Consider the following 15553-nt stretch of genomic DNA (forward strand, 5'->3'; position numbering starts at 1 on the left):
ACTGCGGGGGCCAGGATTGCGGATTGACCTGATCATTTGGGGAAAATCTCCTGCAATCGTGGCGCTATTCTTTCCAGTGGACGTATTTCTACGGCGGCATCAATGGCCGCTGCGGCCTTGGGCATGCCGTACACCGCACTGCTTTGCTGATCCTGCGCGATGGTCAGATAACCCTGTTGGCGCATGAGCTTAAGCCCTTGCGCCCCGTCGCGTCCCATCCCGGTCAATAAAACCCCGACAGCGTCGCCATCCCAATAGCTGGCGACACTTTCGAAAAACACGTCGATCGAGGGACGGTAAATCTCGTTCACTGGCTCGGCTGTGTAAGCCAGCGTGCCGTTTTTCAACAAGCGAATATGGTGATTGGTGCCCGCCAGCAATACCGAACCGGCCTGCGGCGGTTCGCCTTCACGGGCCAGTCGTACATTGAGGCCGCTGGCGCTGGCCAGCCATTCGGCCATGCCGGCGGCGAATACCTGATCGACATGCTGCACCAGCACGATGGCTGCCGAGAAATCCCTCGGCAAGCCTTTGAGCAATACTTCCAGCGCTGCCGGCCCACCGGCGGACGAGCCGATCGCCACCAGCCGCTGGCGCGAAGCGGAGCTGCGCTGGGGTGTCGGCGTCGGGCGCGAGCGTTGCGGCTTGTCGCCAATCAGCCAGCCAATGTTGAGGATCTTGCGCAGCAACGGCGCGGCCGCTTCCCGAGCGTCGCCGGCACCGAGTGCTGGCGTATCGACCACGTCCAGCGCGCCGTGGCCCATGGCTTCAAAGACGCGGTGCACGTTCTGCTGGCGGTCGACGGTAACGATGACGATGGCGCACGGGCTTTCGGCCATGATCCGGCGCGTGGCTTCGACGCCATCCATCACCGGCATAATCAAATCCATCAGGATCAGATCCGGGGTGTTCTCGGCGCACAGTTGCACTGCTTCGGCGCCGTTGCGGGCGACCCAGAGCACTTGATGCGCCGGCTCGAAGGCCAGTGCACGACGCAGGGCCTCCACCGCCATTGGCATATCGTTGACGATTGCGATCTTCATGCCCGCGCTCCTCCGATGAGCTCGACCACTGCGTCGAGCAGGGCGTCGTCATGAAAACTGGCTTTGGCTAAATAATAGTCCGCCCCGGCATCCAGTCCACGGCGGCGATCCTCTTCCCGATCCTTGTACGACACGACCATCACCGGCAGCGACTGCAGACGGTTGTCGCGGCGCAGCAGCGTGACCAACTCGATGCCGTCCATGCGCGGCATGTCGATGTCGGTGATGAGCAAATCGAAGTCCTCCGAACGCAATGCGTTCCAACCGTCCATGCCATCCACCGCCACCGCGACGTCGTAGCCGCGATTGAGCAGCAGCTTGCGTTGCAACTCGCGCACGGTCAGCGAATCGTCGACCACCAGCACCCGCTTGCGCGTAGCCTCGGCGGCCTGATTGCCGCGGCGGGCAATGCGCTCCAGGCGCCCGGTGTTGAGCAGTTTATCCACAGACCGCAGCATGTCTTCGACGTCGACGATCAATACCACCGAACCGTCGTCGAGCAAGGCGCCCGCAGAGATGTCCTGCACTTTGCCCAGACGCTCGTCGAGTGGCAAGACCACCAGCGTGCGCTCGCCAATGAAGCGCTCTACGGCAACGCCATAAACCGCATCACGTTCGCGGATCACCACGACTTTAAGGGTTTCGCCGCTGTTCTGGCTGGCCGGGCGGTTGAGCAACTGGCTGGCCGCGACCAGGCCGACGTGCTGGCCTTCGTGCCAGAAATGCTGACGGCCTTCGACTTGCACAATGTCTTCAGGGGCCAGATCGCACATACGCTCGATGTGCGCCAGCGGGAAGGCATACGCCTCTTCGCCGACTTCGACGACCAGACTGCGCACCACCGACAAGGTCAGCGGCACTTCCAGATGAAAGCGACTGCCCTCGCCCGCCGTCTGTTCCAGCACCACGGCCCCGCGCAACTGACGCACCATATGCTGAACGGCATCGAGGCCGACGCCCCGGCCAGACACTTCGGTGACCGTGTCGCGCAGACTGAAACCGGGGAGGAACAGGAAGGTCAGCAGTTCTTCCTCGCTCAACTGCGCCGCCGTTTCCGCTGGGGATAACTGCCGTTCGACGATGCTGCGGCGAACCTTTTCCAGATCGACACCGTTGCCGTCATCGCTCAGCTCCAGCACCAGCAGACCGGCCTGATGTGAGGCGCGCAGGCGAATCAGGCCTTCTTCGGGTTTGCCTTGGAGCAGGCGTTGTTCCGGGGTTTCGATGCCGTGATCGACGGCGTTGCGCAACAAATGAGTCAACGGCGCTTCGAGCTTCTCCAGCACGTCGCGGTCGACCTGAGTTTTTTCGCCTTCGATCTCCAGGCGTACCTGCTTGCCCAGGCTGCGGCCCAGATCACGGACCATGCGCACCTGACCGCTGAGCACATCGGCGAAGGGTCGCATGCGGCAGGCCAGTGCGGTGTCGTAGAGCACTTGTGCCCGCTGGCTGGCCTGCCAGGCAAATTCGTCGAGCTCGGCGTTTTTCTCGCTCAGCAATTGCTGGGATTCGGCGAGCAAACGGCGGGCATCCTCCAAGGCCTCCAGCGCCTCGAGACTCAGCGCGTGTTCCTTGAGATGGACGTTGAGGTTTTCCAGCGCGCGAAGACCGTTGTTCTGCATGCGCTTGAGGCGCTGCATGGTCGCCAGATGCGGTTTCAGGCGCTGGGTTTCCACCAGCGATTTGCTCGACAGATCGAGCAGGCTGTTCAGGCGTTCGGCGGTAACGCGCAAGACGCGTTCGCCACCTTCGGTGGCGCGTTTGTTTTTGCGCGGTGCCGGTTCTGGCGTCTCACTTGCAACGTCGATGCTGGGCGCTGGCGGCGTCGGCTCAACTCGCGGAGCCTCCAATTGCAATTCGGCCATGACTGGCGCTGCGGCGACAGGCGCGGACGATGGATCGAGCAGTTGCGCCATCAACGCCACATACGCTTCGATGTCAGCCGGTTGCGGAGCATTCGCCGGCGTGGCAATGCGCATCAGCAAATCAGTGCCCTGCAACAACGCATCGATGTGCTCGGGGCGCAGCAGCAGGCGCCCTTCCTGCGCGCTGACCAGACAATCTTCCATGACATGCGCAACGCTGACACCGCTGTCGATGCCGACGATGCGCGCCGCTCCTTTGAGCGAGTGCGCCGCGCGCATGCACGATTCCAGTTGATCGGCCTGGGTCGGATTACGCTCCAGCGCCAGCAGCCCGGCGTTGAGCACTTGGGTCTGGGCTTCGGCTTCAAGGCTGAACAGCTCAAGCAGCGAGGCGTCGCGCATTTGCTCGGGGGTCATGTCAGGCTCCGGGTCACGGCGGACAGCAGCTGTTCTTCATCCAGCCAACGCAAACTGCGATCGCGAAACTGCAAGACGCCACGGGTGAATTTGGCGCTGGCCTGCACGCCGGATTGCGACGCGGCGTCGAGGATTCGCTCATCGATGGCATGGATGCCGTAAACCTCATCCACCGGCACCACCACCGGCCCGCCATGGGCCGCGATGATCAACATGCGCGGCATGATTCGCCCGCTGGCCGCCGGAGCGGCGCTGGCATCCAGATCGAGCAATTCAACCAGTGACAGGCACGCCACCAGCGCGCCACGCACATTGGCCACGCCGAGCAGAGCGCGCGAGCGCTGGTGCGGCAACGAGTGAATCGCCTGCAACGGCGCCACTTCAACAAGGCTGCGCGTCGCCAGGCCGAGCCATTCTTCGCCGAGGCGGAACATCAGCAATGAACGGGTCTTCACGTCCGTTTCAACGGCAGTGGCCACCGGGTCGCGTTCGTCCTGCTGCAACGCATAACGGTCGAGCAGGCGCGTTGCGGCGGCGGAGTACACCGAGCAATTGCGGCAATGAATGTGCTCGGCCAGCAGCGGACAGGACTTGTCGCCGTGGATGCCGATGCGGTTCCAGCAATCGTCGATGGCCCGGGCGTCTTCGTGGGTGACGTTCAAGGTGTCGGACGGGATCATCGTTTACGCTCACTGCCGGCGGTGCGGCCGCTACGGGCGGCACGCTCCTGCAATCGTCTGGCACCGGCGCTGTCGCCCTGAGCCTGCAGCAACGCGGCCAGGTGCATCAACGCTTCGGGGTGTTGCGGCGCGAGGTACAACGCCTTGCGGTAGAACCCCTGGGCTTCGAGGGTCAGGCCAGCCACATCGCTGAGCAGGCCGAGCCAATAAAACACTTGAGCCACCGGTTCGTGGCTGCGCAAATACTGCTCGCACGCGGCGCGGGCCTCGGCACTTTTGCCTTCGTTGGCCAGCGCGGCGATGTTCGCCAGCAGGTTCGCCGCGTCCGGGTTCGCACTTTTGCTGGTGGTCGGCAGTGGTGTCACCGCAGCAAACGGTCGATGGAGCACTGGCGCTGGCGGCGTGCTGCGTGGCGGTTGGCTGAGCGGCACCGCGATCGGTTTCGGTGTCGGCAGTGGCTCGGGGTGCGGGTCGCTGTGACGGCTGAACGCAAACGACTGCGGGATACCAATCGAACGCATGCCCAGACGCCCGAGCAAACTGCCCTCGGCCGGGCCGATAAACAGCACGCCATCGAAATGAGTCAGGCGCTTGAGGACTTCGAACACCAGTTTCTGGGTCGGCTGATCGAAATAGATCAGCAGGTTGCGGCAGAACACAAAATCAAAGGCTGGCTCACTGGCGAGCAGCGTTGGATCGAGCACATTGCCGACCTGCAAACGGACTTGCTCACGGACGTTTTCGTTGACCCGATGACCGTCCTGCTCAGACGTGAAATGCCGTTCGCGAAAGTCCAGGTCCTGACCGCGAAACGAGTTCTTGCCGTACAACGCGCGCCGCGCCTTTTCCACCGACAGCGGACTGACGTCCATGCCGTCGACCTTGAATTGATGAGGCTTGAGCCCGGCATCGAGCAAGGCCATGGCAATCGAATAGGGTTCTTCGCCGGTGGAACACGGCAGGCTGAGAATGCGCAGCGCACGCATATTGTTCAGCTCGGCGAGGCGATTGCGCGCCAATTTGCCCAGCGTGGCAAAGGACTCCGGATAACGGAAAAACCAAGTCTCGGGAACGATCACCGCTTCGATCAGCGCCTGTTGTTCATCCCTCGAGCCTTGCAGCAACTGCCAATACTCATCGGCATGCGCCGCTTGCGAGAGCGTCGTGCGCTGGCGCACCGCGCGCTCGATGATCGCCGGGCCCACCGAGGTCACATCGAGGCCAATGCGCTCCTTGAGGAAGTCGAAAAAACGCTGATCGCTGCTCATGCCTGCGCCTCAAGCTGCGCCGGATTCAGCGGCGGATCGGGGAACAGCAAGGCACGCACCGCGTCAGCGAGCAAATCATTGACCCGTACCCATTGCACCAAGCCCTGAGCATCTTCACGCACGGGGCCGAGGTAAGGCGCTTCGCGGTTATCGAGGCCATACGGCTGAAATTCCTGTGGATGGCAGCGCAGCGTATCGGTGGCCTGTTCGAGAATCAGCCCGAGCCATTGCACCGGCCGCGATTCATCAGGCTGATAATTGACCAGCACAAGACGCGTACTGGTGCGCGCCTGCGCGGGATGGCCAAAGGTCAATGCGCTGAGGTCGATGACCGGCACCACCGCACCGCGATAGGCGAATACACCCGCCACCCATTGCGGCGCCCGCGCGATCGGTTTCAACGGCAGGCGCGGCAACACTTCGGCGACTTCGGTGGCGCGCAAGGCGTAACGCTCGCTGCCGATGCGAAACAGCAGGAACAACGCCGGCTTCGCCACCTGCGCGGCGCTGCGTTTGGCGATGATTTCGCTCATCAGACTTTGAATCGCGAAACGCCACTGCGCAGCCCGACGGCCACCTGGCTCAGTTCGTCGATGGCAAAACTGGCCTGACGCAACGACTCGACGGTCTGGCTGCTGGCGTCACCCAACTGCACCAGCGCATGGTTGATCTGCTCGGCGCCGGTGGCCTGGGCCTGCATGCCCTCGTTGACCATCAACACCCGCGGCGCCAGCGCCTGAACCTGGTGGATGATCTGCGACAACTGCTCGCCAACCTGCTGCACTTCGGACATGCCACGGCGCACTTCTTCGGAGAACTTGTCCATGCCCATCACACCGGCCGACACCGCCGACTGGATCTCGCGAACCATTTGCTCGATGTCGTAAGTGGCGACCGCAGTCTGATCGGCCAGACGCCGCACTTCGGTGGCTACCACGGCAAAACCGCGACCGTATTCACCGGCCTTCTCGGCCTCAATCGCCGCGTTGAGCGACAACAGGTTGGTCTGGTCGGCGACCTTGACGATGGTCACCACTACCTGATTGATGTTGCCGGCCTTCTCATTGAGGATCGCCAGTTTGGCGTTGACCAGATCGGCCGCGCCCATCACCGAGTGCATGGTGTCTTCCATGCGTGCCAAGCCTTGCTGGCCGGAGCCGGCAAGCACCGAAGCCTGATCGGCGGCGGTGGACACTTCGGTCATGGTGCGCACCAGATCGCGCGACGTAGCGGCGATCTCACGGGAGGTCGCGCCGATTTCGGTGGTGGTCGCAGCGGTTTCGGTGGCGGTGGCTTGCTGTTGCTTGGAGGTCGCAGCGATCTCGGTCACCGAGGTGGTGACCTGCACCGAGGAGCGCTGGGCTTGCGATACCAGCGAAGTCAGCTCGGTCATCATGTCGTTGAAGCCGGTTTCGACGGCGCCGAACTCGTCCTTGCGGTCGAGGTTCAGACGCGAACTGAGGTCACCGGTGCGCATGGTTTCGAGGATCTGCACAATGCGGTTCATCGGCGCCATGATCGCGCGCATCAGCAACAGGCCGCACAGGCCGGCGGCGAGCACGGCGACCAACAGGGAAATGGCCATGCTGACTTTGGCGGCGGCGACGGCATCATCGATATTGTTCATGGCTTCATCGGCGACAGCTTTGTTCTCGCGGATGATGTCGTTGAGCTTCATTCGACCGGCAATCCAGGCGGGGGTCAGTTGCTCGTTGAACATCTTCGTCGCTGCATCGTCAAGATTGCTCTGGTGCAGATCAAGCACCTGTGTCTGAATCTTGTTGTAGTTGACCACGTCCTGCTTGAACACGGCGAACTCGGCCTTGTCCTCGTCAGTAGTCACGGTGCTTTGGTAGTTGCCCATCTGCTCGGCGAGGCGTGCTTCGAAGGCTTTGAAGTCCGCCGCGTCTTCGGCGCTGATGCCCTGGCCTTTTTTCAGACCCAGCAATTCCTGAGTCTGTAAGTAACTGTCGACCCAGGCACTACGAATCATCGAACTGAAATACACCCCGGGCACAGCGTCCTGACGCACGCTCTGCTCGCCGGCCTCAATCTTCAACAGCCGTGAATATGAAACGACGACCATCAGCAACATGATGGCGATAATCACCGCAAAGCTCGCCAAAATGCGTTGGCGCAACGTCCAGTTCTTCACAGTGATTCCTCATGCCTGATTCGAAATGCGGGGAGTATAGCCGAGGGCGGTGTTTCATTTATAAGACGCTTTTGCCCCTCGTGCCTGTCCGGCGGGGTTGGCGGGAAGGCTCTGGGGTGGGACTGTCCGCCGATCCGGAGTTAGCGTGCCAGTGAGGTAATGGCAAAAAGGGGCGATGGATCGGTCATTGCGGGTGCTGCGCGCCGGAAAATCCCTTCGCGAGCAAACTCGCTCCCACATTGAAACGCAATACCCTGTGGGAGCGAGCTTGCTCGCGAAGGGGGGCAGCCGGATTTACGCCGATGCGATGCGCACCTGCTTCTCCAACTCCACCTTCAACCCAGGCTCCAGCTTCAGTTGCCGCGCCAGTTCATCCAGATAGCTTTTCTCCATAAAGTTCTCCTCATCCACCAGCATCACACTGGCGATGTACATTTCTGCCGCCATCTCCGGCGTACTCGCGGCGCCGGCGACGTCGGTGGGGTCGAGGGGTTTGTTGAGTTCAGCGTGTAGCCAGTGTTGCAGTTCCTGATCGTTGTCGAGTTTGCTGAATTCGCCTTCGATCAACTGGCGTTCGCGGTCATCGATATGGCCGTCGGCTTTCGCCGCGGCAACAAGCGCTTTGAGAATCGCCTGACTGTGTTGCTCGGCTTGTGCCGCAGGGAGGCGGTCGAGGGTTTGAGGTTCGCTTTGCGGGGCGGTGCCTTTTTGCGCGTTGTAGTTGCCGTAAGCCTTGTAAGCCAGCACGCCCAGCGCCGCGAGCCCGCCGTAGAGCGCGACTTTACCGCCGACCTTGCGCACTTTCTTGTTACCAAGCAGCAAGCCCATCGCGCCAGCCGCCAATGCACCGCCGCCCGCGCCGGAGAGCAGACCGCCGAGAGCGCCCTTGCTGGATGATCCGCCAAGCAAACCGCCCAGCCCACCGCCAGACGCTTTGTTCTGCGTGCCACCGGCCTTGTTCTGCAACAGATCCTGGCCGGATTTGAGCAATTGATCGAGCAATCCACGGGTGTTCATGTTCCGCCTCCAAAACAGGGGTTATCCGGATCTATAAGGTCCTCAGCCTAGTTCGAAAGTGCCCCTGCATTGCTTGCGAGTGTGCTTCCAGATGTTGCTCACCGCCCGCAGGCCTTCTTTAAAATAGATATACACTCAGATCCATCTATAAAAACCGCCCACCGGGTATTCCCGTCATGATGACCCTGCGTCAGATCCGTCATTTCATCGCCGTGGCCGAGACCGGTTCAATCTCCGCCGCCGCACAAACCGCCTTCATTTCCCAATCGACCCTGACTCTGGCGATCCAGCAACTGGAAGAGGAAATCGGTGTCAGCCTGTTCAGCCGCCATGCCAAGGGCATGACCCTTACGCACCAGGGCCATCAATTCCTACGCCAGGCGCACCTGATTCTGGCGACTGTGGATAACGCCAAACGCAGCCTGCAACAGAGTACCGACCAAGTCGCCGGGCAGTTGATCGTCGGTGTGACCAGTCTGGTCGCCGGTTATTACCTGGCAGATCTGCTCACGCGTTTTCAACGCGCCTACCCCAACGTCGAGATCCGCGTGATGGAGGATGAGCGCCCTTACATCGAGCATTTGCTGGTCAGCGGCGAGATCGATGTCGGTGTGCTGATCCTTTCCAATCTGGAAGATCGCCACGCCTTGCAGACTGAAGTACTGACCCACTCACCGCACCGTTTGTGGCTGCCAGCGCAGCACCCATTGCTGGAACACGACAGCATCAACCTCGCCGATGTCGCCCGCGAGCCGTTGATTCAACTCAACGTCGATGAAATGGATCGCAACGCCCAGCGTTTCTGGCGCGGTTCCGGGCTGCAACCGAAGATCACGCTGAGAACCGCGTCCACCGAGGCCGTGCGAAGTCTGGTCGCCGCCGGTTTGGGCGTGTCGATTCAGCCGGACATGACTTATCGCCCGTGGTCACTGGAGGGCGACATCATCGAAGCGCGGCCCATCGCCGACCTCAACCAGACCCTCGACGTCGGCCTGGCCTGGCGCCGTGGCACCGCGCGTCCGGCGCTGGTCGATCCATTTCTCACCGTCGCCCGCGAGCAACCCCACGGCGGACGCAAGCCATCTATTTAATCGAACGCAGCCTTCAGTATTTAGAATTTGTCGACCTCGGAGCCGCGCACTAGTCTTGCTGCATCTATAAGACGGCCGGCTCCCGATATCAGGGAGCAACAATGGCCACACAAGAAAAGAGATCGCGGAAAATGGCTGGCGTGCAGATCCCGATGTGTACCGCGTTGTTGATCGACGGCGAATTGGTCGCCGGGGAAGGTTTTGTCGAGCCGATTATCAACCCGGCCACCGGTGAAATCCTCACGCACATCGCCGAGGCCAGCACCGAGCAGGTCGAAGCCGCCATCCTCGCCGCCCATCGCGCCTTCGCCGAATGGTCGCGCACCACGCCGCAGCAACGTTCAAACCTGCTGCTGGAAATCGCCAACGCCGTCGAAAAACACGCTGACCACCTCGCCCGCCTTGAATCGCTGAACTGCGGCAAGCCATTGCACCTGGCGCGTCAGGACGATCTGACAGCGACCGTCGACGTGTTCCGTTTCTTCGCCGGCGCCGTGCGTTGCCAGACCGGCCAGCTCAGCGGCGAATACCTGCCGGGCTACACCAGCATGGTCCGCCGCGATCCGATTGGCGTGGTCGCCTCGATTGCGCCGTGGAATTACCCGATCATGATGGCCGCGTGGAAAATCGCCCCGGCCCTCGCCGCCGGCAACACGCTGGTGTTCAAACCGTCCGAACACACCCCGCTGTCGATCCTCGCCCTGGCGCCAGCGCTCGCTGAGATCCTGCCGCGCGGGGTGATCAACATCATCTGCGGTGGCGGCGAAGGCGTCGGCAGCCATTTGGTCGGCCACGCCAAGGTGCGCATGGTCTCGCTGACCGGCGATATCGTCACCGGGCAGAAAATTCTTCAAGCCGCCGCGAAAACCCTGAAACGCACGCACCTCGAACTCGGCGGCAAAGCCCCGGTGATCGTCTGCAACGACGCCGACATCCAGGCCGTGGTCGATGGCGTGCGCACTTACGGTTACTACAACGCCGGGCAGGACTGCACCGCCGCGTGCCGGATCTACGCGCAGGCCGGGATCCACGACAAGCTGGTCGCCGAACTCGGCGCCGCCGTCAGCAGCCTGCGCTTCGCCGGCAAACGTGATGCAGACAACGAGATTGGCCCGCTGATCAGCACCCGCCAGCGCGATCGAGTGGCCAGTTTCGTCGAACGCGCCCTCGGTCAGCCGCACATTGAGCGCGTGACCGGTGCGGCGGTGCATTCCGGCGCCGGTTTCTACTATCAACCGACGTTGCTCGCCGGTTGCAAACAGAACGATGAAATCGTCCAGCGCGAAGTATTCGGCCCGGTGGTCACCGTGACCCGTTTCGACGAACTCGCGCAGGCCGTCGACTGGGCCAACGACTCCGAATACGGCCTCGCCTCGTCGGTGTGGACGCAGAATCTGGACAAGGCCATGCAGGTTGCCGCGCGCTTGCAGTACGGCTGCACCTGGATCAACAGCCATTTCATGCTGGTCAGCGAAATGCCCCACGGCGGGCTGAAACGTTCGGGTTACGGCAAAGACTTATCCAGTGATTCGCTGCAGGACTACAGCGTGGTGCGGCACATCATGGCCCGCCACGGCCAGCATCTCTGACTACGCTAATAACAAGCCGCCAACGGCATGCTGCACCGCGTTCACAACTGCCCCGACCATAATTTAAAGAAGAGGGTTCAACCATGTTCGTGCACAAGACCGCACTGCTCAGTGCAATCACCACGGCCCTGCTGGCCAGCGCCAGCCTGCAAGCGGCCGAGCCGTTGAAGGCTGTCGGTGCTGGCGAAGGTCAGCTGGATATCGTTGCGTGGCCGGGTTACATCGAACGTGGCGAAAGCGACAAGGCCTACGACTGGGTGACCGGTTTCGAAAAAGAAACCGGCTGCAAGGTCAATGTGAAGACGGCTGCAACCTCGGACGAAATGGTCAGCCTGATGGCCAAGGGCGGTTATGACCTGGTCACCGCCTCGGGCGATGCCTCGCTGCGGCTGATCGTCGGCAAGCGTGTGCAACCGATCAACACCGCGTTGATCCCGAACTGGAACACCCTCGACCCACGCCTCAAAGATGCGCCGTGGTACGTGGTCAACCAGCAGACTTACGGCACCCCGTACCAGTGGGGCCCGAACGTGCTGATGTACAACACCAACGTGTTCAAAACCGCGCCGAGCAGTTGGAACGTGGTGTTCGCCGCGCAGGATCTGCCCGACGGCAAGCCGAACAAGGGCCGCGTGCAGGCCTATGACGGCCCGATCTACATCGCCGATGCGGCGCTGTATCTGAAGTCGACCAAGCCTGAACTGGGCATCAAGGATCCGTACCAACTCACCGAAGATCAGTACAAAGCCGTGCTCGATCTGTTGCGTGCGCAGCAGCCGTTGATCCACCGCTACTGGCACGACACCACGGTGCAGATGAGCGATTTCAAAAACGAAGGCGTGGTGGCGTCGAGCGCCTGGCCGTATCAGGTCAACGGTTTGATGAACGAGAAGCAGCCGATTGCTTCGACCATTCCGAAAGAAGGCGCCACGGGTTGGGCTGACACCACCATGTTGCACGCCGAGGCCAAGCACCCGAACTGCGCGTACAAGTGGATGGACTGGTCGCTGAAACCGAAAGTCCAGGGCGATGTGGCGGCGTGGTTTGGTTCGTTGCCGGCTGTTCCGGCGGCGTGCAAGGAGAGTGAGTTGCTCGGTGCTGAAGGTTGCAAGACCAACGGTTTCGACCAGTTCGACAAGATCGCCTTCTGGAAAACCCCGCAGGCTGAAGGTGGCAAGTTTGTGCCGTATAGCCGCTGGACCCAAGACTACATCGCGATCATGGGCGGCCGCTAAGCCCGGGAGCACCTCGGTCGAGCTCCCTTTCCCCCTCGCCCCCCTGGGGGAGAGGGCTGGGGTGAGGGGGTGGCTTTTGACCTTGCCTTTGACTTCAGAGCAACGGCCAATAAAGCCACCCTCACCCCCCGCCCTCTCCCGGAGGGAGAGGGAGCTAAAAGCAGATCGCATTCACCGTTAGATGTTTCAGATTTTTCAGAAGTCCAGGCAGGGCCGCTGCGACGGCCTTCGCCTTTTTGGAGCACCGCACCATGACGCTTGCAGTCCAGTTCACCAACGTTTCCCGGCAGTTCGGCGACGTAAAAGCCGTCGACCGGGTCTCCATCGATATCGAGGACGGCGAGTTCTTTTCCATGCTCGGCCCTTCCGGCTCGGGCAAAACCACCTGCCTGCGCCTGATCGCCGGGTTTGAACAACCGAGCGCCGGTTCGATCCGCATCCACGGTGCCGAAGCGGCGGGTTTGCCGCCGTATCAACGTGACGTCAACACGGTGTTCCAGGATTACGCGCTGTTCCCGCACATGAACGTTCTCGACAACGTCGCCTACGGATTGAAGGTCAAAGGCGTCGGCAAAACCGAGCGGCATAAACGCGCCGAGGAAGCCTTGGACATGGTCGCCCTCGGCGGTTATGGCGCACGCAAACCGGTGCAATTGTCCGGCGGTCAGCGTCAGCGTGTCGCCCTCGCCCGCGCCTTGGTCAATCGTCCGCGCGTACTGTTGCTCGATGAGCCTTTGGGTGCGCTCGATCTGAAACTTCGCGAGCAAATGCAAAGTGAATTGAAGAAGCTGCAACGCCAGCTCGGCATCACTTTCATCTTCGTCACCCACGATCAAACCGAAGCGCTGTCGATGTCCGACCGCGTCGCCGTGTTCAACAAGGGCCGCATCGAACAGGTCGACACTCCGCGCAATCTGTACATGAAACCAACGACTACATTCGTGGCTGAATTCGTCGGCACCTCGAACGTGATTCGCGGCGATCTGGCACGTGAAATCAGCGGTCATCCCCAGCCGTTTTCAATCCGTCCGGAACACGTGCGTTTCGCCGAAGGCCCACTCGCCAGTCACGAAATCGAAGTCAGCGGTCTGCTGCACGACATCCAGTACCAAGGCAGCGCCACGCGTTATGAATTGAAGCTGGAAAACGGCCAGACCCTGAGCATCAGCCACGCCAACAATCAGTGGCTCGACAGCAGCGCGCAGCATCAGACCGGCCAGCGCCTGAGCGCACGTTGGGCGCGGGAAGCGATGATTGCGCTGCACGACACCGTGGCGAGCGGGGTGTGACATGAGCACGCTCGCGATGACAACATCGCCGCCGTTGCGCAGGTTTTCCAACCTGCTCTACCGCAAGCCAAACCTGTATCTGTCGATGCTGCTGGTGCCGCCACTGCTGTGGTTCGGCGCGATTTATCTTGGCTCTCTGCTGGTGCTGTTATGGCAGGGCTTCTACACCTTCGACGACTTCACCATGGCGGTCACCCCTGACCTGACCCTGGCCAATTTCGCTGCGCTGTTTCAGCCGTCGAACTTCGACATCATCCTGCGCACGCTAAGCATGGCCATCGTCGTGTCGATCGCCAGCGCCATCGTCGCGTTCCCGATTGCCTACTACATGGCGCGCTACACCACCGGCAAAACCAAGGCGTTTTTCTACATCGCGGTGATGATGCCGATGTGGGCCAGTTACATCGTCAAGGCGTATGCGTGGACGTTGCTGCTGGCCAAGGGCGGCGTGGCGCAATGGTTCGTGCAGCACTTGGGGCTGGAGCCGGTGTTGCAGTTCATTCTGGGGATCCCCGGCGTCGGTGGCAGCACCTTGTCGACCTCGCATCTTGGGCGATTCATGGTGTTCGTTTATATCTGGCTGCCGTTCATGATTCTGCCGATTCAGGCCTCTCTGGAGCGCCTGCCGCCATCGCTGTTGCAGGCCTCCGCTGACCTTGGTGCGAAGCCGCGTCAGACCTTTATGCAGGTGATTTTGCCGCTGTCGATTCCGGGCATCGCCGCCGGTTCGATCTTCACGTTTTCGCTGACCTTGGGCGACTTCATCGTGCCGCAACTGGTCGGGCCGCCGGGGTACTTCGTCGGCAGCATGGTGTACGCGCAGCAAGGTGCGATCGGCAATATGCCGATGGCGGCCGCATTCACGTTGGTGCCGATTGTGTTGATCGCGGTTTACCTGTCCATCGTCAAACGACTGGGGGCTTTCGATGCGCTCTAATTCAGAAAAGCAGGGGGAGAAAGCATCATTAGGCTTGAAGATCGCAGCCTGGGGCGGGTTGGTGTTTCTGCACTTCCCGATCCTGATCATCTTTCTTTACGCCTTCAACACCGAAGAGGCTGCGTTCAGTTTCCCGCCAAAGGGTTTCACGTTGCACTGGTTCAGCGTGGCGTTTTCGCGGCCGGATGTTCTTGAGTCGATCAAGCTCTCATTGCAGATCGCAGCCATCGCCACGTTGATTGCGATGGTGCTCGGCACGCTGGCTTCGGCAGCGTTGTATCGGCGGGATTTCTTCGGCAAACAGGGCATTTCGCTGATGCTGATCTTGCCGATTGCGCTGCCGGGGATCATTACCGGGATCGCGCTGCTGGCGACGTTCAAAACGCTGGGGATCGAGCCGGGGATGTTCACCATCATCGTCGGCCACGCGACCTTCTGCGTGGTGATCGTTTACAACAACGTTATCGCCCGCCTGCGCCGTACTTCACACAGTTTGATCGAGGCTTCGATGGACCTCGGCGCCGATGGCTGGCAGACCTTTCGCTACATCATCCTGCCGAACCTCGGTTCGGCGTTGCTGGCCGGCGGCATGTTGGCGTTTGCGCTGTCGTTCGACGAAATCATCGTCACCACGTTCACCGCCGGGCATGAACGCACGTTGCCGTTATGGCTGCTCAATCAGCTCAGCCGGCCACGGGATGTGCCGGTGACCAATGTCGTCGCGATGCTGGTGATGATGGTGACCATGCTGCCGATTCTCGGCGCGTATTACTTGACGCGCGGTGGCGAGAGCGTTGCCGGTAGCGGCGGTAAATAGATTACGGGAAGAACCGGATCGAAATGTGGGAGCGAGCTTGCTCGCGAAGAGGCCGTCACATCCGACATTGATGTCGACTGACACACCGCTTTCGCGAGCAAGCTCGCTCCCACAGGGTTCTCGATTCGGCCAGAACAATAAAAGTGTTAG

At 61.2% G+C, this 15553-nt stretch carries 13 protein-coding genes; 6 read left to right on the top strand and 7 right to left on the bottom strand.

The genetic code is table 11. The features are described from left to right. Positions 1–32 precede the first annotated feature (32 nt). The 7 genes from WA225_RS09005 to WA225_RS09035 form a co-directional block, all read right to left on the bottom strand. Positions 33–1043, bottom strand: coding sequence for a chemotaxis response regulator protein-glutamate methylesterase (locus WA225_RS09005; RefSeq protein ID WP_422607674.1), 1011 nt, complete (start codon positions 1041–1043; stop codon positions 33–35). Next, positions 1040–3325: a hybrid sensor histidine kinase/response regulator gene (locus WA225_RS09010; protein ID WP_422607675.1), complete on the bottom strand. Its 2286-nt coding sequence runs from the start codon at positions 3323–3325 to the stop codon at positions 1040–1042. The genes WA225_RS09005 and WA225_RS09010 overlap by 4 nt, the downstream gene beginning before the upstream one ends. Then, complete coding sequence (locus WA225_RS09015) at positions 3322–4005, bottom strand: chemotaxis protein CheW (protein WP_422607676.1); 684 nt, start codon at positions 4003–4005, stop codon at positions 3322–3324. The genes WA225_RS09010 and WA225_RS09015 overlap by 4 nt, the downstream gene beginning before the upstream one ends. Then, the gene (locus tag WA225_RS09020; protein WP_422607677.1) at positions 4002–5273 is read right to left on the bottom strand and encodes a CheR family methyltransferase; all 1272 of its coding nucleotides are present in this window, start codon (positions 5271–5273) and stop codon (positions 4002–4004) included. Before WA225_RS09020 ends, WA225_RS09015 begins: the two co-directional genes overlap by 4 nt. Beyond that, on the bottom strand, positions 5270–5806 hold the full coding sequence (locus WA225_RS09025; protein ID WP_422607678.1) for a chemotaxis protein CheW: 537 nt from the start codon (positions 5804–5806) through the stop codon (positions 5270–5272). Before WA225_RS09025 ends, WA225_RS09020 begins: the two co-directional genes overlap by 4 nt. Further along, complete coding sequence (locus tag WA225_RS09030; RefSeq protein ID WP_422607679.1) at positions 5806–7428, bottom strand: methyl-accepting chemotaxis protein; 1623 nt, start codon at positions 7426–7428, stop codon at positions 5806–5808. The genes WA225_RS09025 and WA225_RS09030 overlap by 1 nt, the downstream gene beginning before the upstream one ends. Before the next feature lie 294 nt (positions 7429–7722). After that, positions 7723–8445: a tellurite resistance TerB family protein gene (locus WA225_RS09035; RefSeq protein WP_422607680.1), complete on the bottom strand. Its 723-nt coding sequence runs from the start codon at positions 8443–8445 to the stop codon at positions 7723–7725. A 176-nt stretch (positions 8446–8621) separates the two neighbouring features. Here WA225_RS09035 and WA225_RS09040 point away from each other — a divergent pair, with 176 nt between their 5' ends. From WA225_RS09040 to WA225_RS09065, 6 genes are all read left to right on the top strand, one after another. Then, positions 8622–9536: a LysR family transcriptional regulator gene (locus WA225_RS09040; RefSeq protein ID WP_007949637.1), complete on the top strand. Its 915-nt coding sequence runs from the start codon at positions 8622–8624 to the stop codon at positions 9534–9536. 131 nt (positions 9537–9667) lie between these two features. Continuing rightward, positions 9668–11125, top strand: coding sequence for a gamma-aminobutyraldehyde dehydrogenase (locus WA225_RS09045; RefSeq protein WP_422607681.1), 1458 nt, complete (start codon positions 9668–9670; stop codon positions 11123–11125). 83 nt (positions 11126–11208) lie between these two features. Further along, complete coding sequence (gene ydcS / locus WA225_RS09050) at positions 11209–12360, top strand: putative ABC transporter substrate-binding protein YdcS (protein WP_108227057.1); 1152 nt, start codon at positions 11209–11211, stop codon at positions 12358–12360. Positions 12361–12611: 251 nt separating this feature from the next. After that, the gene (locus WA225_RS09055) at positions 12612–13649 is read left to right on the top strand and encodes an ABC transporter ATP-binding protein (protein ID WP_422607682.1); all 1038 of its coding nucleotides are present in this window, start codon (positions 12612–12614) and stop codon (positions 13647–13649) included. 16 nt (positions 13650–13665) lie between these two features. Beyond that, positions 13666–14586, top strand: a complete 921-nt coding sequence (locus WA225_RS09060) for an ABC transporter permease (protein WP_400754107.1) — start codon at positions 13666–13668, stop codon at positions 14584–14586. Further along, the gene (locus tag WA225_RS09065; RefSeq protein ID WP_034154841.1) at positions 14576–15403 is read left to right on the top strand and encodes an ABC transporter permease; all 828 of its coding nucleotides are present in this window, start codon (positions 14576–14578) and stop codon (positions 15401–15403) included. Before WA225_RS09060 ends, WA225_RS09065 begins: the two co-directional genes overlap by 11 nt. Positions 15404–15553 lie beyond the last annotated feature (150 nt).

It is taken from the genome of Pseudomonas sp. (assembly GCF_049300855.1).
Taxonomy (GTDB): Bacteria; Pseudomonadota; Gammaproteobacteria; order Pseudomonadales; family Pseudomonadaceae; genus Aquipseudomonas.